This window comes from Plantactinospora sp. GCM10030261 (assembly GCF_042666615.1).
In the GTDB taxonomy this organism is placed as follows: domain Bacteria; phylum Actinomycetota; class Actinomycetes; order Mycobacteriales; family Micromonosporaceae; genus KBS50.
Genome location: NZ_JBHTDD010000017.1, coordinates 64,624 through 90,802, shown reverse-complemented (window position 1 = coordinate 90,802; position 26,179 = coordinate 64,624). Strand labels below are relative to the sequence as shown.

At 73.9% G+C, this 26,179-nt stretch carries 6 protein-coding genes; all 6 read left to right on the top strand.

Translation table 11 applies throughout. The annotated features are described in order from the left end of the window. The first annotated feature begins 5 nt into the window (after positions 1–5). From ACFQUZ_RS20400 to ACFQUZ_RS20375, 6 genes are read left to right on the top strand one after another with little or no spacing between them, the layout of a single operon-like run. Complete coding sequence (locus ACFQUZ_RS20400; protein ID WP_377444546.1) at positions 6–3,434, top strand: amino acid adenylation domain-containing protein; 3,429 nt, start codon at positions 6–8, stop codon at positions 3,432–3,434. Continuing rightward, positions 3,431–6,487, top strand: a complete 3,057-nt coding sequence (locus tag ACFQUZ_RS20395; RefSeq protein ID WP_377444544.1) for a type I polyketide synthase — start codon at positions 3,431–3,433, stop codon at positions 6,485–6,487. Before ACFQUZ_RS20400 ends, ACFQUZ_RS20395 begins: the two co-directional genes overlap by 4 nt. Continuing rightward, a complete protein-coding gene (locus ACFQUZ_RS20390; RefSeq protein WP_377444542.1) occupies positions 6,484–9,798 on the top strand; it encodes an amino acid adenylation domain-containing protein in 3,315 nt (1,104 codons plus the stop codon). The genes ACFQUZ_RS20395 and ACFQUZ_RS20390 overlap by 4 nt, the downstream gene beginning before the upstream one ends. Further along, complete coding sequence (locus ACFQUZ_RS20385) at positions 9,776–12,985, top strand: type I polyketide synthase (protein WP_377444540.1); 3,210 nt, start codon at positions 9,776–9,778, stop codon at positions 12,983–12,985. Before ACFQUZ_RS20390 ends, ACFQUZ_RS20385 begins: the two co-directional genes overlap by 23 nt. After that, the gene (locus ACFQUZ_RS20380) at positions 12,982–19,071 is read left to right on the top strand and encodes an amino acid adenylation domain-containing protein (protein ID WP_377444537.1); all 6,090 of its coding nucleotides are present in this window, start codon (positions 12,982–12,984) and stop codon (positions 19,069–19,071) included. The genes ACFQUZ_RS20385 and ACFQUZ_RS20380 overlap by 4 nt, the downstream gene beginning before the upstream one ends. After that, a complete protein-coding gene (locus ACFQUZ_RS20375; protein WP_377444534.1) occupies positions 19,068–26,144 on the top strand; it encodes an SDR family NAD(P)-dependent oxidoreductase in 7,077 nt (2,358 codons plus the stop codon). The genes ACFQUZ_RS20380 and ACFQUZ_RS20375 overlap by 4 nt, the downstream gene beginning before the upstream one ends. The last annotated feature ends 35 nt before the right edge of the window (positions 26,145–26,179 follow it).

Sequence of the window (26,179 nt, the reverse complement as noted above, 5' to 3'; positions counted from 1 at the left end):
GTACCGTGCGCCGAACATCATCCGACGCGGCCCGGGCCCGGCTGGCCAGCAGGCTGGCGGCCGGAGCCGAATTCCTCGCCAGCGACCCGACGGACGACTCCACCGCGTCTCTCGACACGGCGACGACCGGCGGCCCGCGACAGTTCGCGGCCGCCACACCGGCACCGGACCCGGCCGCGCCGGCCCCGGTCTCCTTCCCGCAGCGCCGCCTGTGGTTCCTGCACCAGTTCCAGCCGGACAGCCCCGCCTACCACGTCCCGGCGGTGCTACGGCTGACCGGACCGCTGTCGGTGCCCGCCCTGCAAGACGCCCTCGACCGGCTGGTCGCGCTCCATCCCGCCCTGCGCACCGTGTTCGACGACATCGACGGTGACCCCGTGCAGCGGGTCGTCGACCCGCCCGCCGCCCGGCTCGACCTGACCGACCTGACCGACCTGGCCGCCGAGCAGCGGGAGGCCCGGGTACGCGACGCCGTCGCCGCCGAACACCAGCCTCCGTTCGACCTCCGACACGGTCCGCTGCTGCGGACCCGACTGTTCCGGCTCGACGCACACGACCACCGGCTCTTCCTCAACCTGCACCACATCGTCGTCGACGGCTGGTCACTCAGCGTCCTGGTCAACGACCTGATGCGCTGTTACGCGGCCGCGACCGGACACGGAACCGCACCGACCCGGCCGACCGTCGACCCGGCCGGGCACGCCCGCTGGCAGCAGCACCGGGTCCGCGCCGGCGACCTCGACGACCAGCTGGCGTGGTGGGAACGGCAGCTCGCCGGCGCATCAGCCACCGAACTGGCCCCCGACCGCACCCGCCCCGCCGTGCTCGGCTGGCGGGGTGCCCGACGCACGGTGCGCCTCGACGCCAACCTCACCGACCAGGTCCGGGCCGCCGCCCGGTGGTACGCGGCCTCACCGTTCATGGTGCTTCTGGCCGGCTTCGTGGCGCTGCTGCACCGGCAGACCGGGCAGTCCGACGTCGTGCTCGGCACGCCTGTCGCCGGGCGTGACCGAATGGAGCTGGAGCCGCTGGTCAGCCTGCTGGTCAACACCGTCGTACTGCGTACCGACGTCTCCGGTGACCCCACCTTCGCCGACCTGGTGAGCCGGGTGCGTGACGTCGTGCTCGATGCCCAGACGCACCATGAGGCCCCGTTCGAACTGCTGGTGGAGCGGCTGCGTCCGGTCCGGGACCCGGCCCGCCACCCGTTGTTCCAGATCGTGTTCGCGATGAAGAACCTCCCCCCGTTCGAACGGTTGCGTGTCGGCCCGCTGACGGTGGAACTGCTCGACATGGTCGGCGACGTCTCGAAGTTCGACCTCTCGGTGATGGCGTTCGAGGGCGACACGCACATCGACTGCGAGTTCGAGTTCAGCACCGAGCTGTTCGACGACGAACGCATCACCCAGTTGATGAACCAGTACCGGGCCATTCTCGGCTCCCTGTGCGGCGGCCCCGACCGACCACTGTCAGCGGCGGCGCTGCTGGACCCCGAGGAGGAGGACCGGATCATCCGCCGCTGGAGCGGCCAGGTCCGCGAGCACCCCACCGAGCCGGTGCACCACCTGGTAGCGCGGCGCGCCGGGTCCGCCCCGGACTCGCCCGCCGTGCGGACCGGCGACACGACGCTGACGTACGCGGAACTCGATCGCCGCTCCGACGCCGTCGCCGCCCGGCTACGGGCCCTCGGCGCGGCACCCGGCCGCCGGGTGGCCGTCTGCCTGGAGCGGGGCCCGGAACTGGTGACCGCCTTCCTCGCGGTGCTGAAGGCGGGCGCGGCCTACGTGCCGCTCGACCCCGGCTATCCGCCGGACCGGCTCACCTACACCCTCGCCGACAGCGCGGCCTGCGCCGTGCTGACCAGCGAGGAACTCACCGGCCGGTTCGCGGCGGCCCGCACCCCGGTGCTCGACGTCGCCACCGCCGCCGGGGCCCTCGACACCGTGGTCGCCGCGGCCGAGCCGGACCCACGGGAGATCGCCTACGTCATCTACACCTCCGGCTCCAGTGGGCGCCCGAAGGGGGTCGAGGTCACCCACGGCGGGCTGACCAATCTGGTGCACTGGCACCTCGACACCTACCGGATCGGGCCGCGGGACCGCGCCACCCTCGTCGCCAGCCCCGGCTTCGACGCCTGTACCTGGGAACTCTGGGCGGCGCTGGCCGGCGGCGCGACGCTCCACGTACCGCCCGAGCCGATCCGGGTCGCACCGGACCGGCTGGCGCGGTGGCTGGTCGACCAGTCCATCACGGTCACCTTCCTGCCCACCACTGTCGCCGAGGCCGTCCTGGCGGAGCCGGCGATGACCGGGTCAGCCCTACGGCTGCTGCTCACCGGAGGCGACGCCCTCACCCGCACCCCGCCGCCCGGGCTCGGCACCCAACTGGTCAACCACTACGGCCCGACAGAGAACACCGTGGTAGCGACGGCCGACCTGGTGCCCGCGCAGGACGGGCCGGTGGTGCACGCACCCCCGATCGGACGGGCGATCGCCAACGTCACCACCTACGTGCTCGACGGGGCGGGCCGTCCGGTGCCGGTCGGCGTGCCGGGAGAACTCTGCCTCGGCGGGAACCAGGTCGCCCGGGGCTACCTCCGCGACCCCCGACGCACCGCCGAGCGCTTCGTCCCCGACCCCTTCGGCGGCGCGCCGGGTGGCCGGCTGTACCGCACCGGCGACCTCGTCCGCTGGCTGTCCGACGGCCGACTGGACTTCCTCGGCCGGCTCGACAGCCAGCTCAAGGTGCGCGGCTTCCGGGTCGAGCCGAGTGAGATCGAGGCGGTGCTGCTGACCCATCCCGCCGTCCGGGAGGCCGCCGTCGTGGTCCGGGGCGACGGCCCCGACCGCCGCGACCTCGCCGCGCTGCTTGTCCTCGCCGACGGCCCCAGGCCGACGTACGAGCAGGTGCAGGCCGTGGCCCGCCGGCACCTGCCGGGCTACATGGTGCCGGCGGCCCTCGCCGTGGTGGACGCCCTGCCGGTCACCCCCAACGGCAAGCTGGACCGGGACCGACTGTCCTGGCGGGACGGCCAGCCGCTGCGCCCGGAGAGCACCGTCGAGCCCCCGGTCTCCGACACCGAACGCGCGGTCGCCGAGGTGTGGGCCCGCGTACTCGACGTCCCCCCGCTGGGCCGCACCGACAACTTCTTCGACCTCGGGGGCCACTCGTTCCTGGCACTGCGCGCCCGCCAGCAACTCGCCGAACGGCTCGGCGTCGAACTGAACGTGGTCGACCTGTTCCAGTTCCCGACCGTGGCCTCGCTCGCGGCCCACCTGGACCGCATCCGCACCACCCCGGACCCAGCCGGCAAGCCGGAACCGCAGGCACCGGACGGCTACGCACAGCGCCGGCGGGACGCCCTTCGCGGCGGCCTGGCACGTCGCCGGCAGGCACACGAACAGCGCCGCCTCGCGGAAGGGACGGACCGATGACCGAGCTAGCCGCGCACCTCGACGACCAATTCGACAGCGCGCTGGCGGTGGTTGGGTTGGCGGGTCGTTTTCCGGGGGCGTCGAATGTGGCGGAGTTTTGGCGGAATGTGTGTGCCGGGGTGGAGTCGGTGACGTTTTTCTCGGCGGCGGAGTTGGCGGCGGCGGGGGTGCCGGAGTCGGTGTATTCGCATCCGAGTTACGTGCCGGCGAAGGCGCGGTTGGATGGGGTGGAGTTGTTCGACGCGGAGTTTTTCGGGTTCAACGCTCATGAGGCGGAGATGACCGATCCGCAGCATCGGTTGTTCCTGGAGTGTGCGTGGGAGGCGTTGGAGGACGCCGCGTACGATCCGGCGCGGTTCCCGGGTCGGATCGGCGTCTACGCCGGCCAGTCCATGAACACCTACTCGCTCTACAACATCATGCGCAACCCCGCGCTGGCGCAGGCCTTCTACCTCGACTACCTGCCCATGATGATCAGCTCCAACGACGACTTCCTGGCCACCCGGGTGGCGTACAAGCTGGATCTGCACGGCCCGGCGATGACGATCCAGACGGCCTGCTCGACGTCGCTTGTGGCGATCCACCAGGCCTGCCAGTCCCTGCTGGCGGGGGAGTGTGACATGGCCCTGGCCGGCGGCGTCGGCGTCCGGGCCGAAGAGGCCGAGGGCTACCGCCACCAGGACGGCATGGCCCTGTCCCCGGACGGGCACTGCCGCGCCTTCGACCGGGCAGCCGCCGGCACCGTCAACGGCAGCGGACTGGCCGTCGTGGTGTTGCGGCGGTTGGCGGATGCGGTGGCGGCGGGGGATGTGGTGCATGCGGTGGTGCGGGGTTCGGCGGTGAATAACGACGGTGGTGGTAAGGCGGGTTTTACGGCGCCGTCGGCGGTGGGTCAGGCGCAGGTGGTGGCGGATGCGTTGGCGGTGGCGGGGGTGTCGGCGTCGTCGGTGGGTTTTGTGGAGGCGCATGGGACGGGGACGCCGTTGGGGGATCCGATTGAGGTTGCGGGGTTGACGCGGGCGTTTCGGGTGGATGCGGATGGGGTGGGGTTTTGTGCGTTGGGGTCGGTGAAGACGAATGTGGGGCATTTGGATGCGGCGGCGGGGGTGGCGGGTTTTGTGAAGGCGGTGTTGGCGGTTCGGGAGGGTGTGGTGCCGCCGACGGTGCATTTTCGGGAGGCGAATCCGAAGTTGGCGTTGGAGTCGTCTCCGTTTTTTGTCAATGGTGGGTTGGTGTCGTGGCCGTTGGCGGGGGTGCGTCGGGCTGGGGTGTCGGCGTTGGGGGTGGGTGGGACGAATGCGCATGTGGTGTTGGAGCAGGCGCCGGTGGTGAGTTCGGTTGGTGGTGGGGTGCGGGATTGGCAGGTGGTGGTGGTGTCGGGGCGGACGCCGTCGGCGTTGGTGGCGGTGGGTCGTGGGGTGGGTGGGGTGTTGGCTGGCGGTGGGGTGGGGTTGGCGGATGTGGCGTACACGTTGCAGGTGGGTCGGCGGCATTTCGAGCGTCGTCGGGCGGTGGTCTGCCGGGACGCCACCCAGGCCGCCGCGGCACTGAGCACCCCGCCGGCCACGGCCGTCGAGTTCCGGCCCGCCCGCACGGTCGCGTTCCTCTTCCCCGGCGGCGGCAGCCAGTACGTCGGGATGGGGCGCCAGCTCTACGCCGCCGAGCCGGTCTTCGCCGAGCATCTCGACCGCTGCGCCGACCTGGCCGCCGACCGCCTCGGCTTCGACCTCCGGGATGTGGTCCGTGCCCCGGACGGTGACCGGGCCGTGCAGGAGTTCCTCGGCACCTCCGTCGGCGTGACCACCGCCCTGTTCGCCGTCGAGTACGCGCTGGCCAGGCTCTGGCAGTCGTGGGGCGTGCGCCCGGAGGCGATGCTCGGCCACAGCAGCGGCGAGTACGTGGCCGCCTGCCTGGCCGGCGTCTTCGACCTCGCCGACGCCATCGACACCGTCGTCCTGCGCGGCCAACTCATCGACCGGCTACCCGAGGGCGCCATGCTCGCGGTCAACCTCCCCGAGCCCGACGCCGCCCGGTACGCGGGCGACGAACTCGACATCGCGGCCGTCAACGGGCCCGAGCAGACGGTGCTCTCCGGCCCGGCCGCCGCCGTCGAGGCGGCCCACGCGACCCTGCGGGCCGACGGTATGCGCGCCAAGCCGGTCCGGGTACGGCAGGCCGCGCACACGCGCATGCTCGACCCGCTGCTGGACGAGTTCGCGGCACACCTGGCCACCGTCACGCTGCGACCCCCGCAGGCGCGGGTCGGCTCCAACGTCACCGGCGCCTGGCTCACCGCCGCCGAGGCCACCGACCCCGCCTACTGGGTGCGCCACCTGCGGGCAACCGTCCGCTTCGGCGACAACCTGCGCACCGCCGCCACCCTTTCCGACGCCGCGTTCCTTGAGGTGGGGCCGGGACACGCGTTGGGCACGATGGCCCTGGCGATGAGCCGGGCGGCCGGCGTCGAGACCACCACCTCCATCGTGGCCTCCCTGCCCGCCGCCTCCGGGGCGGACGAGAACGAGACCCTGCTCGGCGCGCTGGCCCGGCTCTGGCTGGCCGGCACGGAGATCGACTGGACCGCCTTCTCCGCCGGTGAGCGGCGCCGCCGGGTGTCCCTGCCGACCTACCCGTTCGAGCGTCGCCGCTACAGCCTGCTCAACGGATCCGCACCCGTCCCGCAGGAGACGCCCACCGCGGCCGGCCCGAAACACGACCGACCCGACCTGCATACGGAGTACGAACCACCACGCACCGACATCGAGGAGACAGTCGCCCAGGCGTGGCGGGAACTGCTTGGCTACCGCGAGATCGGAGTCTTCGACGACTTCCTGCTCCTGGGCGGGGACTCGCTGCTGACCGGCCGGCTGGTCGCCCGCCTCCAGGACACCTTCCAGGTGCCGATCACCGTCGCGGAAGCCTTCGCCCGGCGCACCATCGCCCAACAGGCCGACCTGCTCCAGGACCGGCTCCTCGCCGAGCTGGAGGGTCTCTCCGACGAGGACGCCGAACAACTGATCAGCGACACGGACCCGGCGGAGGCGGGACGATGACGGCGACCCGCGGCACCGCCGCCACCGCGATCCCGCTCCGGCCACCCGGGCGACCCGCCCCGCTGTCGTTCCAGCAGCGCCGGCTGTGGTTCCTGGACCGCCTGGCCGGCTCGAACGCCGGCGTACACAACATGGCGATCGCACTCCGGCTCACCGGCCCGCTCGACGTCGCGGCGCTGGACCGCGCGCTGCGCCTGATCCGCACCCGGCACGAGGCGCTGCGGACGACCATCCACGACGACGGCGACGAGCCGGTCCAGGTGATCGAGCCGGTCGACGACACCCCGATCGAGACGCTGGACCTCACCGCGGTGCCCGACGACCGGCGGCAAGCCCGCCTCGACGAAACCATCGCCGCCCGCGCCCGGGAGCCCTTCGACCTGCGCCGTCCCCTGATCAGGACACTGCTGGTCCGCCTCGCCGCCGACGAGCACGTACTGCTGGTGACGATGCACCACATCATCGCCGACGGCTGGTCCGGCGGCGTACTGGCACAGGAACTGGCAGCGGGCTACGCCGCACTGCTGGCCGGCCGCCAGCCCCGGCTGCCCCACCTGCCGCTGCAGTACCCGGACTTCGCGGCCTGGCAGCGCTCGTACCTGACCGGGCCGGTCCTGCAACGGCAGCTCGGGTACTGGCGAGACCGGCTGGCCGGCGCGCCACTGGTGCTGGACCTGCCCACCGACCGGCCCCGACCGGCCGTGCAGAGCCACCGCGGCACCACCCTCCGCCTCGACCTGCCCACCGACGTGGCCCCCGCGCTGCACCGGTTCTGCCGCACCGAGCAGGTGAGCCCGTTCATGCTCGGCCTGGCCGTCTTCGCGGCAGTGCTGTCCCGCTGGTCCGGCCAACAGGATCTGGTCATCGGCACGCCCGTGGCCAACCGCACCCGCGCCGAGCTGGAACACCTCTTCGGCTTCTTCGCCAACACCCTGGCCCTGCGCACCAGCCTCGACGGGGAGCCGACTGTCCGGCAGCTACTCGACCGGGTACGCACTGACCTGTCGGCGGACTTCGCCCACCAGGACGTGCCCTTCGAGATGCTTGTCGACGCCCTGCACCCGGTCCGCGATCTGAGCCGGCACCCCGTCTTCCAGACCCTGTTCAGCTGGCAGGACGAGCCGATGCGCCCGTTCCGCACCGGTGGACTGGTCGTCACGCCGATCCCGCAGCACAGCGGGAACTCCCAGTTCGACCTGTCGTTCTATGCCCACCGCACCGGTGACGACGCGATCTTCTGCATCATCGAGTACGCCACCGACCTGTTCGACCCCGACACCGTCCGCGGCCTGGGCGACCAGTTCGTCGTCGCGTTGCGACACGCCGTTGCCGATCCCGACCGCCCGGTGGCCCGGCTGCCGCTGCTGGACACCGCGCAGCGCCACCGGCTCATCGTCGACTGGAACGACACCGCCGCGCCGGTGTCCACCGGCTGCGTGCACGACCTGGTGACAGCGCAGGCCGCCCGCACCCCGGACGCGGTGGCGCTGACCTGCGCCGGCCGCGCGCACACCTACCGCGAACTCGACGAGCGGGCGCACCGGCTGGCGCACCAGCTGCGCGCCGCCGGCGCCGGCCCGGATCGGCTGGTCGGGGTCTGCCTGCCCCGGACCGCCGACCTGGTGGTGGCCCTGCTGGCGGTGCTGCACTGCGGCGCGGCGTACCTGCCCCTCGACCCGGCGCACCCCGCCGCCCGGCACGCCGACCTGCTGGACGACGCCGGGGTCGAGCTGGTGGTCACCGCCGACGAATGGTCCGGCCGCTTCCCCGGCCGGCGGACCTGCCCGCCGCACGCCCCGGCCGACGCGCCGCCGCCCGACCGCCCACTGCCCCGGGTCGCTCCGGAAGCCCCCGCCTACCTGCTGCACACCTCCGGCTCGACCGGGCGACCCAAGGGCGTGCTGGTGCCGCACCGGGCAGTCGTCGACTTCCTGGTCGGCGTCCGCACCTGTCCCGGCCTGCTGCCGTCCGACGTGGTCCTCGCGGTCAGCACCATCTGCTTCGACATCGCGCTCTACGAGGTGCTCGCCCCGCTCACCGTCGGGGCGCACGTGGTGCTCGCCGGCGAAGACGACGTCCGCCAGGGCGACAGGCTGCTCCGGCTCGTCCGCGAACACCAGGTCAGCGTGCTCGACGGCACCCCCTCGACCTGGCGGCTGCTTGTCGACGCCGGCTGGGACGGCGGCGACCTGCGGCTGGCGGTCTCCACCGCGGACGCCCTCACCCCCGAACTCGCCGAGCAACTGCTCGACCGGTGCCCCGAGGTGTGGAACATGTACGGCCCCACCGAGACGACGGTGTGGGCGGCCGGCCACCGGGTCCGCCGGGGCGAGCGACCGACCCCGATCGGCCGCCCCACCTCCAACACCCGGCTGTACGCGCTTGACGTCGCCGGTGAACCGGTGCCGCCCGGGGTGCCGGGCGAGCTGTACGTGGGGGGCGCCGGAGTGGCCCACGGATACCTCGGCGCGCCGGCCACCACCGCCGACCGCTTCGTGCCCGACCCGTACGGCCCGCCCGGTGCCCGGCTCTACCGGACCGGGGACGTGGTGCGGCTGCGCCCGGACGGGGTTGTCCAGTACCTCGGCCGCACCGACAACCAGGTGAAGCTGCGCGGGTACCGCATCGAACTGGGCGAGATCGAGGCGACGCTGCGTCGACACCGGACGGTCGCCGACGTGGCCGTCCTGCTGGCAGGTGCCGACCCGACCCGCCGGCACCTGGCGGCCTACCTGGTGGGGCGGGGCGACGCCGCACCGGACGCCACCGAACTGCGGTCCTGGTGCGCGGCGACGCTGCCGGCGTACATGGTCCCCGCTCGGTACGTCGCCCTGCCGAGCCTGCCGCTGAACAGCAACGGCAAGGTGGACCGGCGGGCCCTGGCCCAGACACCCGGTACGGACCTGACCGCGGGCGCCGCCGGGCCGGGCGCGCCGCTGAGCGCCACCGCCCGCCGGGTCGCCGAGGTGTGGCGCGACCTGCTCGGCCGCGACTGCGGTCCGCACGAGAACTTCTTCGACGCGGGCGGCCACTCGCTGCTCGCGGTCGAACTCCAGCGCACCCTCGCGGACCGGTTCGGCGTCGACCTGGCGCTGCTTACCGTCTTCGAGTTCCCGACCATCGCCGGGCTGGCCACGTACCTCGACGCGGCGGCGGGTCCGACCGCCACCGCGCCGACCGGGTCCGCGCCGACGATCGACGTGGAGTACGGCCGCCGCCGGCGGTCCGCTCACCGGAACCGGCCACGAACCGGCCCGGCCATTCACCAGCCACCGAGAGGGGAAGCCCATGACGCCGGCCCGAACCGCTGACACCGTCCCGGCCACCGCCACCACCGAACTCCCCGAGGAACTGGAGAACGCGCTGGCGGTGGTTGGGTTGGCGGGTCGTTTTCCGGGGGCGTCGAATGTGGCGGAGTTTTGGCGGAATGTGTGTGCCGGGGTGGAGTCGGTGACGTTTTTCTCGGCGGCGGAGTTGGCGGCGGCGGGGGTGCCGGAGTCGGTGTATTCGCATCCGAGTTACGTGCCGGCGAAGGCGCGGTTGGATGGGGTGGAGTTGTTCGACGCGGAGTTTTTCGGGTTCAACGCTCATGAGGCGGAGATGACCGATCCGCAGCATCGGTTGTTCCTGGAGTGTGCGTGGGAGGCGTTGGAGGACGCCGCGTACGATCCGGCGCGGTTCCCGGGCCGGATCGGCGTCTACGCCGGCCAGTCCATGAACACCTACTCGCTCTACAACATCATGCGCAACCCCGCGCTGGCGCAGGCCTTCTACCTCGACTACCTGCCCATGATGATCAGCTCCAACGACGACTTCCTGGCCACCCGGGTGGCGTACAAGCTGGATCTGCACGGCCCGGCGATGACGATCCAGACGGCCTGCTCGACGTCGCTTGTGGCGATCCACCAGGCCTGCCAGTCCCTGCTGGCGGGGGAGTGTGACATGGCCCTGGCCGGCGGCGTCGGCGTCCGGGCCGAAGAGGCCGAGGGCTACCGCCACCAGGACGGCATGGCCCTGTCCCCGGACGGGCACTGCCGCGCCTTCGACCGGGCAGCCGCCGGCACCGTCAACGGCAGCGGACTGGCCGTCGTGGTGTTGCGGCGGTTGGCGGATGCGGTGGCGGCGGGGGATGTGGTGCATGCGGTGGTGCGGGGTTCGGCGGTGAATAACGACGGTGGTGGTAAGGCGGGTTTTACGGCGCCGTCGGCGGTGGGTCAGGCGCAGGTGGTGGCGGATGCGTTGGCGGTGGCGGGGGTGTCGGCGTCGTCGGTGGGTTTTGTGGAGGCGCATGGGACGGGGACGCCGTTGGGGGATCCGATTGAGGTTGCGGGGTTGACGCGGGCGTTTCGGGTGGATGCGGATGGGGTGGGGTTTTGTGCGTTGGGGTCGGTGAAGACGAATGTGGGGCATTTGGATGCGGCGGCGGGGGTGGCGGGTTTTGTGAAGGCGGTGTTGGCGGTTCGGGAGGGTGTGGTGCCGCCGACGGTGCATTTTCGGGAGGCGAATCCGAAGTTGGCGTTGGAGTCGTCTCCGTTTTTTGTCAATGGTGGGTTGGTGTCGTGGCCGTTGGCGGGGGTGCGTCGGGCTGGGGTGTCGGCGTTGGGGGTGGGTGGGACGAATGCGCATGTGGTGTTGGAGCAGGCGCCGGTGGTGAGTTCGGTTGGTGGTGGGGTGCGGGATTGGCAGGTGGTGGTGGTGTCGGGGCGGACGCCGTCGGCGTTGGTGGCGGTGGGTCGTGGGGTGGGTGGGGTGTTGGCTGGCGGTGGGGTGGGGTTGGCGGATGTGGCGTACACGTTGCAGGTGGGTCGGCGGCATTTCGAGCGTCGTCGGGCGGTGGTCTGCCGGGACGCCACCCAGGCCGCCGCGGCACTGAGCACCCCGCCGGCCACGGCCGTCGAGTTCCGGCCCGCCCGCACGGTCGCCTTCCTCTTCCCCGGCGGCGGCAGCCAGTACGTCGGGATGGGGCGCCAGCTCTACGCCGCCGAGCCGGTCTTCGCCGAGCATCTCGACCGCTGCGCCGACCTGGCCGCCGACCGCCTCGGCTTCGACCTGCGGGATGTGGTCCGTGCCCCGGACGGTGACCGGGCCGTGCAGGAGTTCCTCGGCACCTCCGTCGGCGTGACCACCGCCCTGTTCGCCGTCGAGTACGCGCTGGCCAGGCTCTGGCAGTCGTGGGGCGTGCGCCCGGAGGCGATGCTCGGCCACAGCAGCGGCGAGTACGTGGCCGCCTGCCTGGCCGGAGTCTTCGACCTCGCCGACGCCATCGACACCGTCGTCCTGCGCGGCCAACTCATCGACCGGCTACCCGGCGGCGCCATGCTCGCCGTCTCGTTGCCCGAGGAGGACCTGGCTGCCCGGCTGGGGCCGGACCTGTCCATCGCCGCGGTGAACGCGCCCGGCCAGTGCACCGTCTCCGGCCTGGTCGAACCCGTCCAGGAGTTGGCCGACCGGCTCGCCGCCGATGGGGTGGACTTCCGCCGGCTGCACGTGCGGACCCTCGGCCACTCGGTGGCCATGGAACCGGTGCTCGACGAGTTCCGCGCCCACGTTGCCGGCCTCACCCGGCACGAGCCGACACAGCCGTACGTCTCGAACGTCACCGGCACCTGGATCACCCCGGCCGAGGCCACCGACCCCGGCTACTGGGTACGCCACCTGCGCGGCACCGTCCGCTTCGGCGACGGGGTACGGACCCTGCTCACCGGCTCCACCGACCGGATGCTCGTCGAGGTCGGCCCCGGCACCGTGCTCGGCGCGCTGGTGGCGGCGAACGGCGACGGCACGGCACCGCCGGTCCTGCCCTCGATCCGGCACCCCCGTGACCCGCAGCCGGACCAGGCGTTCCTGCTGGCCACCCTGGCTCGGCTCTGGGAGTCCGGAGTGGACGTCGACTGGGAGTCATTCGCGGCCGGCCAGTCCTGCCGGCGGGTATCCCTGCCGACCTACCCGTTCGAGCGCCGCCGCTACTGGATCGACACGCCGCAGGACGCACCCGTCCCGGTGCAGGACGACTCGGTGACGCTGAGCCGGCTGCCGGAGCCGGTCGACGCCGGTCCGACGAGCCTCGACGTCGACCTCGGCAGCACCCTCCATCAGCGTCCCCACCTGACCACCGAGTACGCGGCACCCCGCGACGACCTGGAGGAGACGATCGCCGCCGCCTGGCGGGAACTGCTCGGCTTCGAGACCGTCGGCGTGCACGACAACTTCTTCGCCCTGGGTGGCAGCTCCCTGCTCACCACCCGCCTGGTCACCCGGCTGCGGGAACGCTTCTCGGTGGACCTGCCGCTGGAGGAACTGTTCAAGGCGCACACCATCGCCGCCCAGGCCGTCATCATCCGTGCCCTCCAGGACGGCGCGCCCACGGCCGGCGAGAGTCCTGTTCCGAAACACCCCGCGCCCGAGGCGGCGGCGGGCAGCCCCGCACCCGAGGCGGCGGCGGGTAGCCCCGCACCTCCGGCGGCGGCCGACGACGAGTCGGACGGGACGCCACGATGACGGTCGACGAGCAGCGCGCGCCCCGCCCCGCCCCGACGCTGTCCCCGGCCAAGCAGGCACTGCTGTCGGCCTGGTCGAAGGGGCGGCGCGGCAACCGCGACGAAATCCCCCGCCGCGGCGACGACGGCCCGGCACCGCTCTCCTTCTCCCAGCAGCGCCTGTGGTTCCTCGAACGGATGGTGCCGGACAGCCCGGCGTACAACACACCGATGGCGGTGGAACTACGCGGGCCGTTGGACGTGACGGCACTGCGCGACAGCGTGCGGCGCATCATCGACCGGCACGAGGCACTACGCACCACCATCCAGGAGTCCGACGGCGAGCCGGTGCAGGTGGTCTCGCCAACGGCGACCGTCGACCTGCCGGTGACCGACCTGAGCGACCTGAGCGAGGCGGAACGCGACGCGCGGGTACGGCAGGCCCTTCAGGAGGAGGCCCGGCGCACCTTCGTGCTGGCGGTCGGGCCGCTGGTCCGGTTCGGGCTGTTCCGGCTCACCCCGCGACGGCACGTCTTCCTGGTCAACTGGAGCCACCTGATCGCCGACGGCTGGTCGGGCCGGGTCTTCTCCCGGGAACTGGCCGAGTGCTACTCCGCGCTGGTCACCGGCGGCACACCCCGGCTGCCCGAGCTGAAACTCCAGTACGCCGACTACGCGGTCTGGCAGCGCGCGCAGCTCACCGGGCCCGCGCTGGCCCGGCAGGTGCGCTACTGGCGGGAACGCCTCGACGGCATTCCCGCGCTGCTGGAACTGCCGACCGACCGGCCGCGGCCCACCGTGCAGAGCTTCCGCGGCGACACCCTGCGGTTCACCGTCGACGAACGGCTCACCGGACGGCTGCGCGCGCTGTGCGCCGGCACCGACAGCACCCTGTTCATGGTGTGGCTCGCCGCCTTCACGGTGGTGCTCTCCCGCTGGTCGGGGCAGCGCGACGTGGTCGTCGGCACCCCGGTGGCCAACCGTAACCGGCCCGAGCTGGAGGACCTGTTCGGCTTCTTCGCCAACACCCTCGCGCTGCGCACCACGGTGACCGGCGACCCGACGTTCCGGCAACTACTGGCCCGGGTCGGCGCCGACGTGTCGGCCGACTTCGCCCACCAGGACCTGCCGTTCGAGAAGCTCGTCGACGAGCTGCAACCCGAGCGCAGCACCAGCCACAACCCCGTGTTCCAGGCGATGCTCGCGCTGAACAACACCCCACCGCCCCGGGTCGACCTGACCGCCGACACCCAACTCGTCGGGCTCGTCGAGGGCGACACCGGGTCGGCGAAATTCGATCTGTGGCTGTCCCTGGCGGACGCCGGGGACACCCTGCCCGGCGGGCTGGAGTTCGCGACCGACCTGTTCGACCGGGACACCGTCGAACGGATCCTGGCCAGCCTGCTGCGCCTTCTCGACCAGGTCTGCGCCGACCCCGACGCCCCGCTGTCGCGGCTGGACCTCGTCGACGCCGAGGAGCGCCACCGTGTCCTGCGGGTGTGGAACGACACCGCCGCCCCGGAACCCACGCCGCGCGTCCTGCACGAACTGATCGCCGAGCAGGCCCGGCGCACCCCGCGGCACGTCGCCGTCCGGCTGGACAACCGGTCGCTGACCTACGCCGAACTGGACCGGCGCGGCAACCGGCTGGCCAACCGGCTGCGACGCCACGGTGTACGCCCCGACAGCCGCGTCGCGGTCTGCCTCGACCGCTCACCCGAGCTACTGGTGGCGCTGCTGGGTGTGATCAAGGCCGGCGGCTGCTACGTGCCGCTGGACCCGGACCACCCGCCCGCCCGGCTGGCGTACCTGCTCGCCGACTGCGCAGCGCGCGTCGTGCTGACCGGCGACGGCGGGCGGGACGTGCTGCCCGCCGGCGGGCCACCGGTGATCGACCTGCACCGCGACGACTGCGCCGACGAGTCCGAGCGGGCCCCGGCCAGCGGGGTCACCGAGGACGACCTGACGTACGTCATCTACACCTCCGGCTCGACCGGCCTGCCGAAGGGGGTGATGAACAGCCACCGCGCGGTGGTGAACCGGCTGCGCTGGATGCAGCGCCGCTTCGGACTGACCGCCGGCGAGGCGGTCCTGCAGAAGACGCCCGCCAGCTTCGACGTATCGGTGTGGGAGTTCTTCTGGCCGCTGCTGGTCGGCGCGACCGTCACCATGGCCCGCCCGGACGGGCATCGCGACCCCGGCTACCTGGCCGACCTGATCAACGACCAACGGATCAGCACCGTCCACTTCGTACCCTCGATGCTCCGGCTCTTTCTCGACGAGCCGCGCTCGGCCACCTGCACGGGACTGCGCCGGGTGGTGTGCAGCGGTGAGGCGCTGCCCCGTGACCTGGTCCACCGTTTCCAGCAGCGGCTGCCCGCACGGCTGGACAACCTCTACGGACCGACCGAGGCGGCGGTGGACGTCACCGCCCACCGGTGCCCACCGGGGGAGGACACCGCCGACGTGTCGATCGGCGCGCCGGTCGACAACACCCGCATCTACGTGCTGGACCCGGCCGGCCGGCCGGTGCCGGTCGGCGTGCCCGGCGAGCTGTGCATCGGCGGCATCCAGGTGGCCCGGGGCTACCAGGGCCGGCCGGCGCTGACCGCCGAACGGTTCGTCCCCGACCCGTTCACCGACCACCCCGGCGCCCGGATGTACCGCACCGGCGACATCGCCCGGTGGCGGCCCGGCGGCACCCTGTCCTACCTCGGCCGCGCGGACCTCCAGGTCAAGCTCGGCGGCATCCGCTTCGAACTGGGCGAGGCCGAGGCGGCCCTGCGGGAGCACCCCACCGTGCGGGACGCGGTGGTCACCGTCCGCCGGGACACCGGCGACGAAGGCCAGCTCGTGGCGTACGTGGTGCCGCACGCCGAGCCGGAGCACCCGGGGCCGGCCGGGCCGTCGGCCGCGGACCGGCCTCCGGTGACCGACGTGGACGGCACCGTGCGCCAGTGGGCGCGGGTGTTCGACGAGGCGTACACCGAACCGGAGACCCCCGACGCGGCGGAGCGCAACTACTCCAGCTGGAACAGCAGCTACACGGGCGCCCCGATCCCCGCCGACGAGATGCGGCGCTGGGTCGACGAGACCGTCTCCCTGACCCTGACCACGTCCCCCGGCCGGGTCCTCGAGGTGGGCTGCGGGCTCGGGCTGCTCCTGCTGCGCATCGCACCGCACGCCGCGGCCTACCACGGCACCGACATCTCCCGGTTCGCGCTCGACCAGCTCCGGGACGAGGTCCAGGCCCGCGCGCTGACCGGCGTGACCCTGGACGAGCGGGCCGCGCACGAGCTGGCCGAGCTGCCCGACGCCTCCTTCGACACCGTGCTGCTGAACTCGGTGGTGCAGTACTTCCCGGACGTCGACTACCTGCGGCAGGTGCTGGAGCAGTGCCTGCGGCTCGTCGCCCCGGGCGGCCGGCTGATCGTCGGCGATGTCCGCAGCCTGCCCCTGCTTACCGACTTCCACCGCTCGGTGGAACTGCGCCGGGCGGACCCGGACGACGACCTGGCGACGGTGCTCGCCCGGGCGACCGCCCGCACCTGGCAGGAGGAGGAGCTGGCGCTCGACCCGGCGCTGTTCACCACCCTCCCCGCGACCCGGCCCGGCGTCGCCGCCGTCGAGGTGCGGCTCAAGCCCGGCGGGTACGACAACGAACTCAGCCGGTTCCGCTACGACGTGGTGGTCCACGTCGCCGCCGACCCCACGCCCGACGGCCCGGCCACACCGGAACCGACAGTCGGCCCCGCGTCCGCCGATACACCGGATCCGGTCGTCGACCCCGCGTCCGACCCGCCGGATCCGGCCGTCGACCCGCTGGGCTGGGACGCCGACCTGGCCGGCCGGCTGCGGGAGCGGCTCGGGGAGGAACCGGCGGTCGCCGTGACCGGAATACCCAACGAACGCCTCCGGGAGGTCGCCGTGCTGCGGGCCGGCGACGCGGCCTGCCGGACCGTGCGGGAGCTGCGCGCCCGCATCGACCGGGAACCGGCCGGTGTCGATCCCGACGCACTGCACCGACTCGCCGACGACCTGGGCGTACGCGTCGTCGTCGGCCCGTCCACCGGCGACCCGACCCGGATGGACGCCCTGTTCCACCGCGCCGACCTGCGACCGTCATGGCCCCCGGCGCCCCCGACCCGCACCGGCGCGCTCGCGAACTGGCCCCGCCAGGCCCGCCTGATGGGCGAACTCGGCCCCCGCTGGCGGGCCCACCTGAAGGACCGGATCCCCCGCTACGCGGTGCCGTCGGTGTTCGTCCCCGTACCCGACATCCCGCTCAGCCTCAACGGCAAGGTCGCCTGGTCGGACCTGCCCGCACCGCCACCGGTGGCGGCCCGGGACCACGGCGCGCACGTCGCGCCGGCCGACGGCACCGAACGGCTCGTCGCCGACATCTGGGCAGCCGTCCTCGGCCTGGAACGGGTAAGCGCCACCGCCAACTACTTCGAACTGGGCGGGGACTCCATCCGCGGGATCCGGGTGATGGCCCGAGCCAACCAGGCCGGCCTGCCGCTGGTGCCGCGGGACCTGTTCGCGTACCCGACAGTGGCGGAACTCGCCGCGGTCGCCGACACCCGCCTCGCCGAGGGCGGTGCCGTCGACGCGCCCACCGCCGACCCGGCCCAGCCGGACCACTGGCACCTGTCGGAACGCGACCGGGCCCGCCGGGAGCAGTTGCTGGCCGACCCCGACGTGACGGAGGTCTTCCCGCTGGCCCCGTACCAGGCCCACATGCTGCGCCGGCTGGTCGCCGACCGGCGGCCCGGCGAATACCTGGTGCAGCGCGTCGACACCCTGCGCGGCCCGATCGACGTGGACCTGCTGCGCCGCTGCTGGGCGGGGCTCGCCGGCCGGTACGCCCTGCTCCGGACCATGTTCGTCTGGACCGGCCTGGACGAACCCCTCCAGGTGGTACGACGCGACGTCGAGCTGCCCTCCCGGTACGCGGACTGGACCGGGCTCACCGCCACCGAACAGGACACCGAGTTGGCCCGCTTCCTGCGCGAGGACCAGGCGGTGGGCTGCGCCCCCGAGGACCCGGCCGGCATCCGGCTCTTCCTGGCCAAGGTGGACGAGGACGCCTACCGCACCGTGTTCAGCTTCAGCTACCTGCGGATGGAGGGCTGGAGCCTCAGCGTCTTCCTCAGCGACGTCATCGGGGAGTACCACCGGCTGCTCGCCGGCCAGACCCCGCTGGCCGGCGAGGACGTGCCGTTCAGCCGTTACGTCGGCTGGCTGCGCCGCCGTGGCGTGCCCGCCGACACGCCCGGGTTCTGGCGGCAGATGTTCGCCGACGGATGGTCACCGACCCCGCTGGCCACGTCCACCCCTGGCAACCGGCCCGGCACCCAGCGCGGCTACGCCCGGCAGCACCTGCAGGTGGACGCCCGGGTCACCGAGGCGCTGCGGGACACCGCGCAGCGGCTGCGAATGCCCCCGAACACCCTGGTCCAGGCCGCCTGGGCGGTGCTGCTCGCCCGGTACGCCGGACGGGGCGAGGCCACCCTGGGCGTCTTCTTCAACGGCCGCCCGGCGGACCTGCCCGGCATCGAGGACCTGACCGGCCCGACGATGAACGTGCTGCCGATGCGGGTGCGGCTGCCCGAACCCGACCGACCCGTCGCGGAACTGCTCAGACACGTCATGACCCTCGGCGCCGACGCCGCTCACCACCAGTACGTCGCACCCGAACGGGTGGCGGAATGGGCCGGCTGGCCGGCGGACCGGCCGATGTTCGACGCGTACCTGGTCTTCCAGAACCTCGACCCGACCCTGTTCGGCTCCACCGAGCGGATTCCGACGTTCTTCAGCCGGCTGGCCGAGCCGTTCCGCCTCGACGTGATGCCCGGGGTGGAACTGGGACTGATCCTGTCCTACCACCGTGACCTGTTGACCGACGACGCCGCCGGCCGGGTGCTCGACGACCTCGTCGCGACGCTCGCGGCGATCACAGCCGACCCGCACCGGCCGATCGCCGAAACGCTCCGCCCGCCCGCCCGACCCGCCGCCGCGAAGGTACTGCTCGTGGAGGGTGAACTGGGCGGTCACCAGATCAAGGACACACCGTTCCCCGTCCCGGCGGCGGAGGAACCACGGTGACGGAGGTGACCATGTCCTGGATGGTGCCGATCGGCGCCGCCGACCCGGACGCGCTGCGCCGCCGGGCCGCCGAGGCCGCCGACCACCTGGCCGCCGGGTCCGAGCCGACCACCCGGGCCGCCCCGGCGGGCGCGACGCACCGGCTGGTCGTCACCGGCGCCGACCGCACGGCGTTGCTGGCCGCGCTCCGCTCGGCCGCCGCCGGAGAACCCACCGAGGGGGTACGCACGGCCACCGGCAGCACTGCCCCACGGCTGGCCCTGGTCTTCTCCGGCGAGGGAACGCAGTGGCCCGGCATGGGCGACGACCTCTCCGGATGCGCCCCGTACGCGGCCGCCCTGGACCGGTGCGACGCGGCCATCCAGGCGTTGGGCGGCTGGTCCGTCACGGAGGAGATCAGGCGGCCGGCGACGTCGAGCCGGCTCGCCGAGACCGCCGTCGCCCAGCCGGCCATCGTCGCGGTGGAGATCGGCCTGCTCGCCCTGCTGGACAGCATCGGGGTGCGACCCGACGTGGTGATCGGGCACAGCCTCGGCGAGATCACCGCCGGCTACGCCGCCGGGGCACTCGACGTCGACGACGCCATGGCGGTCGCGTACCACCAGGGCCGGATGTTGCAGCGGGCCACCGGCGGCGGCGGGATGCTCGCCGTCGGCCTCCCCGCGGAGCGGGCCACCCGGCTGCTCGCCGACCTGCCCGCCGGGCTGTCTCTGGCGGCCGTCAACGGCCCGGCCAGCGTGGTGCTGTCGGGGGAACGGTCGGCCCTGGACGCCGCCGTGGCACGGCTGGCCGCGGACCGGGTGTTCCACCGCGACCTCGGCATCAACTACGCCTTCCACAGCCCCCAGATGGAGCCCTTCACCGGGGAACTGGTGGCGGACCTGCGGCCGTTGCTGCGCAACCGGCCCACCACCACCGACATGGTCTCCACCGTCCACGGTGATCTGGTCGGCGGCGACCGGCTGGACGCGGAGCACTGGGGGATGCTGTCCCGTCGCCCGGTGCGCTTCCTCGACGCGGTGGCCCGCGCCGACGCCGCCGTGCACCTGGAGGTGAGCCCCACCCCGGTGCTGCGCACCGCGCTGCTGCAGTGCCTGGGCGGACGACCCGGCACCACCGTGCTGGGCTCGTTGCGCCCCGACCGGGCCGCCGCCGAGGCGATCCACGCCCTGGCCGCGGACCTCTACCTCGCCGGCCTGCCGGTCACCTGGGACGCGTTGCCGGCCATCCACCGCGGCACCGGCGCCCCGGCCGACGAGCCGGAGCAGGTGTCCGTCGGAGCACCGGTCGTGCGACGGTTGCGCGCCGGCAGCCCGGCCGGACTCACCCACCGGGTACGCGACCACGTTGTGGACCGGGCGGCGGAGGTGCTGGGTCGCGACCGCGCCACGATCCCCGCCGACGCCGGCCTGTTCGCCCTCGGCTTCGACTCGCTGACCGCCGTCCGCCTCGCCGAGCGGCTCGCCGCGGACCTGCGCCCACACGTCTCGGTGGGGCCCACCGTGGCGTTCGACCACCCGACGATCGCCGACCTCGCCGCCCACCTCGCGGCCGGGCTCGGCGGTGACCCGGACCGGCCGCCGGCCGGGCCGGCGACCACCCCGGCCGGGCCCGCCCGCCCGCCCGCCTCCGACGAGCCGATCGCCGTGGTCGGCCTGGCCTGCCGGGTGCCTGGCGCCGACGGCCCCGACGAGTTCTGGCGACTGCTGCGCGACGGCGTCGACGCCACCGGGCCGGTGCCTCGCGGCCGGTGGGACGTCGACGCCCTGCACAGCGACGACCCCCTCGAACCCGGCACCATCTACGCCCGCCGCGGTGGCTTTCTGCCCACCGTGGACACCTTCGACGCCGAGTTCTTCGGCATCTCCGCCGTGGAGGCGGAGAGCATGGACCCCCAGCAGCGGCTCCTGCTGGAGGTGGCCTGGGAGGCGCTGGAGCACGCCGGGATACCGGCGGACCGGCTGCGCGGCACCCGCAGCGGCGTATTCGCCGGTCTGTCCATCGACGACTACAAGGGCCTGCAGATCGCCGACCCGAGCCGGATCGACGGCTACACCGGCACCGGCAACCTCTTCTGCGTGGCCGCCGGCCGCCTGTCGTACGTGCTCGGGCTGCGCGGCCCGTCGATGGCGGTCGACACCGGTTGCTCCTCCTCGCTGGTCACCGTCCACCTGGCCGCCCAGGCACTGCGGGCCGGCGAGTGCGACCTGGCGCTGGCCGGTGGCGCCCACCTGATGCTCGCCCCCGACATCACCCTCTTCCTCTGCCGCGCCGGCGCGCTCGCCCCCGACGGGCGGTGCAAGACCTTCGACGCGGCGGCGGACGGCTACTCCCGGGGCGAGGGCGCCGGGATGGTGGTGCTCAAGCGGCTCTCCGACGCGATCGCCGACGGCGACGACATCCACGGCGTGCTCGCCGGATCGGCGGTCAACCACGACGGCGCCAGCAGCGGCCTGACCGTGCCGAACGGCACCGCGCAGCAGGACCTGCTCACCGACGCGCTGCGCACCGCCGGTCTCGCCCCGGCCGACGTCGACTACCTGGAGGCGCACGGCACCGGAACCCCGCTCGGCGACCCGATCGAGCTGCGCGCCGCCGCCGACGTGCTGGGCCGGCACCGGCGCGCCCCACTGGTGGTCGGCTCGGTCAAGACGAACATCGGCCACCTGGAGGCCGCCGCCGGAGTGGTCGGCCTGATCAAGACGGTGCTGGCGCTGCGCCACCGGTGGATCCCGGCGCACCTGAACTTCCACACGCCCAACCCGCGCCTGCCCTGGGACGAGCTGCCCCTGTCGGTGGCCACCGACGGACGGCCCTGGCCGCCGGCGCCGGACGGCCGGCCCCGGGTCGCCGGCGTCAGCTCGTTCGGCATCGGCGGCACCAACGCGCACGTGCTGCTCGCCGAGCACCGGCCCGCGCCCACCCCGGCCGGCCCCACTCCCGCCGCGCCCACCCCGGCCGGCTCCACCGACCTGCTGCTGCCGCTCTCCGCCGGGTCACCCGCCGCGTTGCGGGCCCTCGCCGGGCGCTACGCCGCCCACCTCGACCGGCACCCGGAACTGTCCACGTCGTCCGTCTGCGCCGCCGCGGCCCGGTTCCGCGCCCCGCTGCGGCACCGGGTGGCGGTCACCGCCACCGACCCGCGGGACCTGCGGCGGCGCCTCGACCGGTACGCCCGGAGCCAGGCCGACGACCTTCTCGAGGGCGAGGTACGTGACGCGCCGCGGATCGCCTTCGTCTTCCCCGGCCAGGGCTGCCAGTACCCGGGCATGGGCCGGGACCTGTACGACAGCGAACCGGTGTTCCGCGCCGCCCTGCACGAGTGCGCCGACATCCTCGGCGAGCACCTGGGCGACAACCTGATCCGGGTGCTCCACGACGGCGGTGACCTGCTGCACCGCACCGGCTGGACCCAGCCGGCCGTGGTCGCCGTCGAGTACGCCCTCGCCCGGCTCTGGGGCTCCTGGGGTCTGGAACCGGCCGTCGTCCTCGGCCACAGTGTCGGCGAGTACACGGCAGCCTGCGTGGCCGGTGTGCTCCCGCTCGAACAGGCCCTGCGGCTGGTGGCGGTCCGCGCCCGCCTGATGGACGCCCTGCCCACCGGCGGCCGGATGCTCGCCGTCGCCGCCGACGGGCCAGTCACGGAGGCCCTGCTGGCCGGGCACCCCGACGTCTCCGTGGCAGCCCACAACGGTCCCGCCGAGACCGTCGTCTCCGGGCCCGCCGGCGCGGTCGAGAGCGTCGCGCGAGCCCTGGCCGACGCCGGCGTCCAGCACCGCGACCTGCGAGTGTCGCACGCCTTCCACTCGGCGCTGACGGACCCGGTCCGCACCGAACTCACCGCCGAGGCGGTCCACCTGCGGCCCGCCGCACCACGCCTGGACCTGATCTCCACCGTCACTGGACGGCTGCTCGACCGGCCGATGGACGCCGACTACTGGTGGCGCAACGCCCGCGAGCCGGTCCGCTTCGCCGAGGCCGTACGACGCCTCGACGAGCTGGACTGTGGACTGGTGCTGGAGCTGGGCCCCGACCCGGTCCTCGGCACACTCGCCCGGCGCGGGGCGCTGACGGCACCCGGCGTCCGGTGGGTGCCGACGATGCGCCGGAACCGCCGCGACCGCACCGTCGCCCGGGACGCGCTCGGCGCCGCCTTCTGCGGGGGCGCGCCGGTGGCCTGGGACCGCGTCTACCCGGACACCCGGGCGGTGCCGCTGCCGACGTACCCGTTCCAGCGACGCCGCTTCTGGCGCGACACCCGCGGCACGGCCACCCGGACCGTCGACCCGGGCCCACTCGGGCAGCGGCTGCGGTCGCCAGCCCTGACCGGCAGCGTCTTCGAGCAGACCATCGGCCCCGAACTGCCAGAGCGGCTGACCGATCACGGCCTGTTCGGCGCGACCGTCGTCTCGGCCGCCAACCACCTCGCCGCGATCCTCGCCGCGACCGCCGCCGACGGCGAACCAACCGCCGAGATCAGCGACGTGACCTTCCCCGAACCGCTCACCCTGACCACCGGTGAGCAGGTCAGGGTGCAGGTGCTGCTCGGCGCCCCGGACGGCACCGGCCGCACCGCTGAGGTGGTAAGCGCGACCGGGGCCGACCCGGCACTGTGGCGGGTGCACGCCACCGGCACCGTGCGGCCGGCCGGCCCTCCGCCGGCCGCACCGCCGGGCCCGCGCGACTCGACGGGCGTCGACGTGGTGGACCTGGAGGACCGGATGCGCGCCGCCGGCTACCGCCTGGGCCCCCGCTACCGCTGGCTGGACTCGGTCGTCCGGCACGGCGACGAGGTCGACGCCACGCTGCGCCGCCCACCCGTCGTACCGGCGTCCACCCGACCGGAACCCGGCCTGCTCGACTCCTGCCTCCGCCTGGTGTTGGCGCTCGCCCCGCAGGCGCTGGTGGCCGACGGTGGCGGGCTCGCCGTTCCGGTCGGCGTCGACCGGCTCGCCTGGCACGCCCCGAACGATGACACCAACGACGACCTCACCTGCCGGGCCCGACTCCGGTCGGCCACCCCCGACGGCGAGGAACTGGTCCTCGACGCCACCCTGCGGGCCGCCGGCCGGATCCGCCTGGTCGTCGACGGCCTGCGGCTGCGCCGGGTGCGCCGCACCGCGCTGCTGCGCGAGGCAAACGCCGGTGACCGGCTGCGCCACCGCGTCGACTGGCGTCCCGCCGAACCCACCGCGGAACCCGCCGCGGACACCAGCGGCGACTGGCTGCTCCTGGCCGACGGCGGGGGAATCGCCGACCGGGTCGCGGCAGCCGTACGCGACGGGGGCGGAACCTGCCGGACGATCGCGCCAGCCGCGGTCACTGACCATCCCGGCGGGCTGCCCGCCCTGCTGGCGGACGGACCGGAGCCGCTGCGCGGCATCGCCCTGCTGTGGCCCCTCGACGACACCCCCGCCATACCGGGTGGCTTCGCGGCGCTGTGCGGCCGGCAGGCCCATGGCGCACACACCGCCCTGCGCCTGCTGCACGCCCAGGCCGCCCGGCACCCGGAGACACGACTGGTGCTCGTCACCCGAGGCTGCCAGCAGGCCGACTCCGGGCCGGTCGACCCCACCCACGCTCCCGTGTGGGGGCTGGGCCGGGTGGCGATGACCGAGCGGCCGGACGCCGACCTCGTCCTGCTCGACCTGCCGCCCGACGGCGACGACCCGGCCGCCGACGCCGCTGCCGTGCTCACCGCGCTCACCGCGCCCGCGCCGCCACCGCAGCAGGTTGTCCGCCCGCCGGGGCTGCTGGTGCCCCGGCTGCTGCCGGCGCCGGCGGACCCACCGGCGAGCCTGCCCGTGCACCCGGACGGCGGCTACCTGGTCACCGGCGGCACCGGTGGTCTCGGCCGCCGGGTCGCGGCCTGGCTGCTGGAACGCGGGGCGGGTCGGGTGTGGCTGCTGTCCCGGGGCGCCACCACCGAGGACGCCGAACCGATCGCTGGCGCGGGCGACCGGGTCCGGACCCTGACCTGCGATGTCACCGACCCGGCCGGGCTGGACCTGGCGGTGGCCACCGCGCGACGCGCCGGTCCACCCCTGCGCGGCGTGGTGCACGCCGCCGGCGGCCTCGACGACGCCCCGCTCGGGGCGCAGACCCCCGACCGGCTCGACACCCCGCTGCGCCCGAAGCTGGCCGCCGCGCAGCTGCACCTCGCCACCCTGCACGACCAGCTCGACTTCTTCGTGCTGTTCTCCTCGCTGGCCGGGGTGGTCGGCACCGCCGGTCAGGGCGGGTACGCGGCCGGGAACGCCTTCCTGGACGCCCTCGCCGCCCACCGGCGGTCCCTGGGCCTGCCGGCGGTCAGCATCGCGTGGGGCCCCTGGGCGGGCACCGGAATGGCGGCGCGACTGGGTGAGCGGGAGCGGGAGCGGCTGAGCGCGCTCGGGCTGCACCCCCTCGATCCGGCCGACGGGTTGGATGTACTCGCCGGCTCCGCGTCCGGACCGCCGTGCCTGGTGGTCGCCGACGCCGACTGGTCCCGGTTCGCCGGGCACCTGCCCCACCGGTGGCATCCGGGCCTCTACGCCGAACTGGTCGACGCGCCCCCGCACACCCGGGCCCCCGGAGCGGCTCCCGACCGCCGCCACCGGGCACCGGAAAGCCCGCGCGAACGGATCCTCGCCGAGATCTGGGCGGAGATCTTCCGGCTCGACGAGGTCGGCGTCACCGACAACTTCTTCGACCTCGGGGGCGACTCCATCCTCAGCCTCCGGCTGGTCGGGGCGGCCCGGCGGGCCGGTCTGCGGATCGCCGAGGCCGACGTCTTCGCCCACCCGACCGTCCGGGACCTCGCCGCGGTCGCCGCCGACGACCGGACGGCCCACACCCACGACGCAGGCGGCCGGACGACCGGCGCCCTGGCCCCGGAACCCCGAAAGCCGGGCGGGCAACGGACACCGGCCGGCGACGGTGACCACGCGCCGCCCGACCTGACCTCCTTCGCCGACGCGGCGCTGGACGCGAGCGACCTGACCGCGCTGGCGGCGCAACTGGCCGGGGCGAGTTCCGGACGGCCAGGCGTCCGTCGCACCACCACCGGCACGCCGAGGAAGGACAAGCCGTGACATCCCCCCGCCCCGCCGGCGCCCGCACCGGTCCG

Excerpts from the sequence above, each read along its gene's own strand:
- ACFQUZ_RS20395 (WP_377444544.1), top strand. The coding sequence starts at position 3,431 with ATGACCGAGCTAGCCGCGCACCTCGACGACCAATTCGACAGCGCGCTG.
- ACFQUZ_RS20390 (WP_377444542.1), top strand. The coding sequence starts at position 6,484 with ATGACGGCGACCCGCGGCACCGCCGCCACCGCGATCCCGCTCCGGCCA.
- ACFQUZ_RS20385 (WP_377444540.1), top strand. The coding sequence starts at position 9,776 with ATGACGCCGGCCCGAACCGCTGACACCGTCCCGGCCACCGCCACCACC.
- ACFQUZ_RS20380 (WP_377444537.1), top strand. The coding sequence starts at position 12,982 with ATGACGGTCGACGAGCAGCGCGCGCCCCGCCCCGCCCCGACGCTGTCC.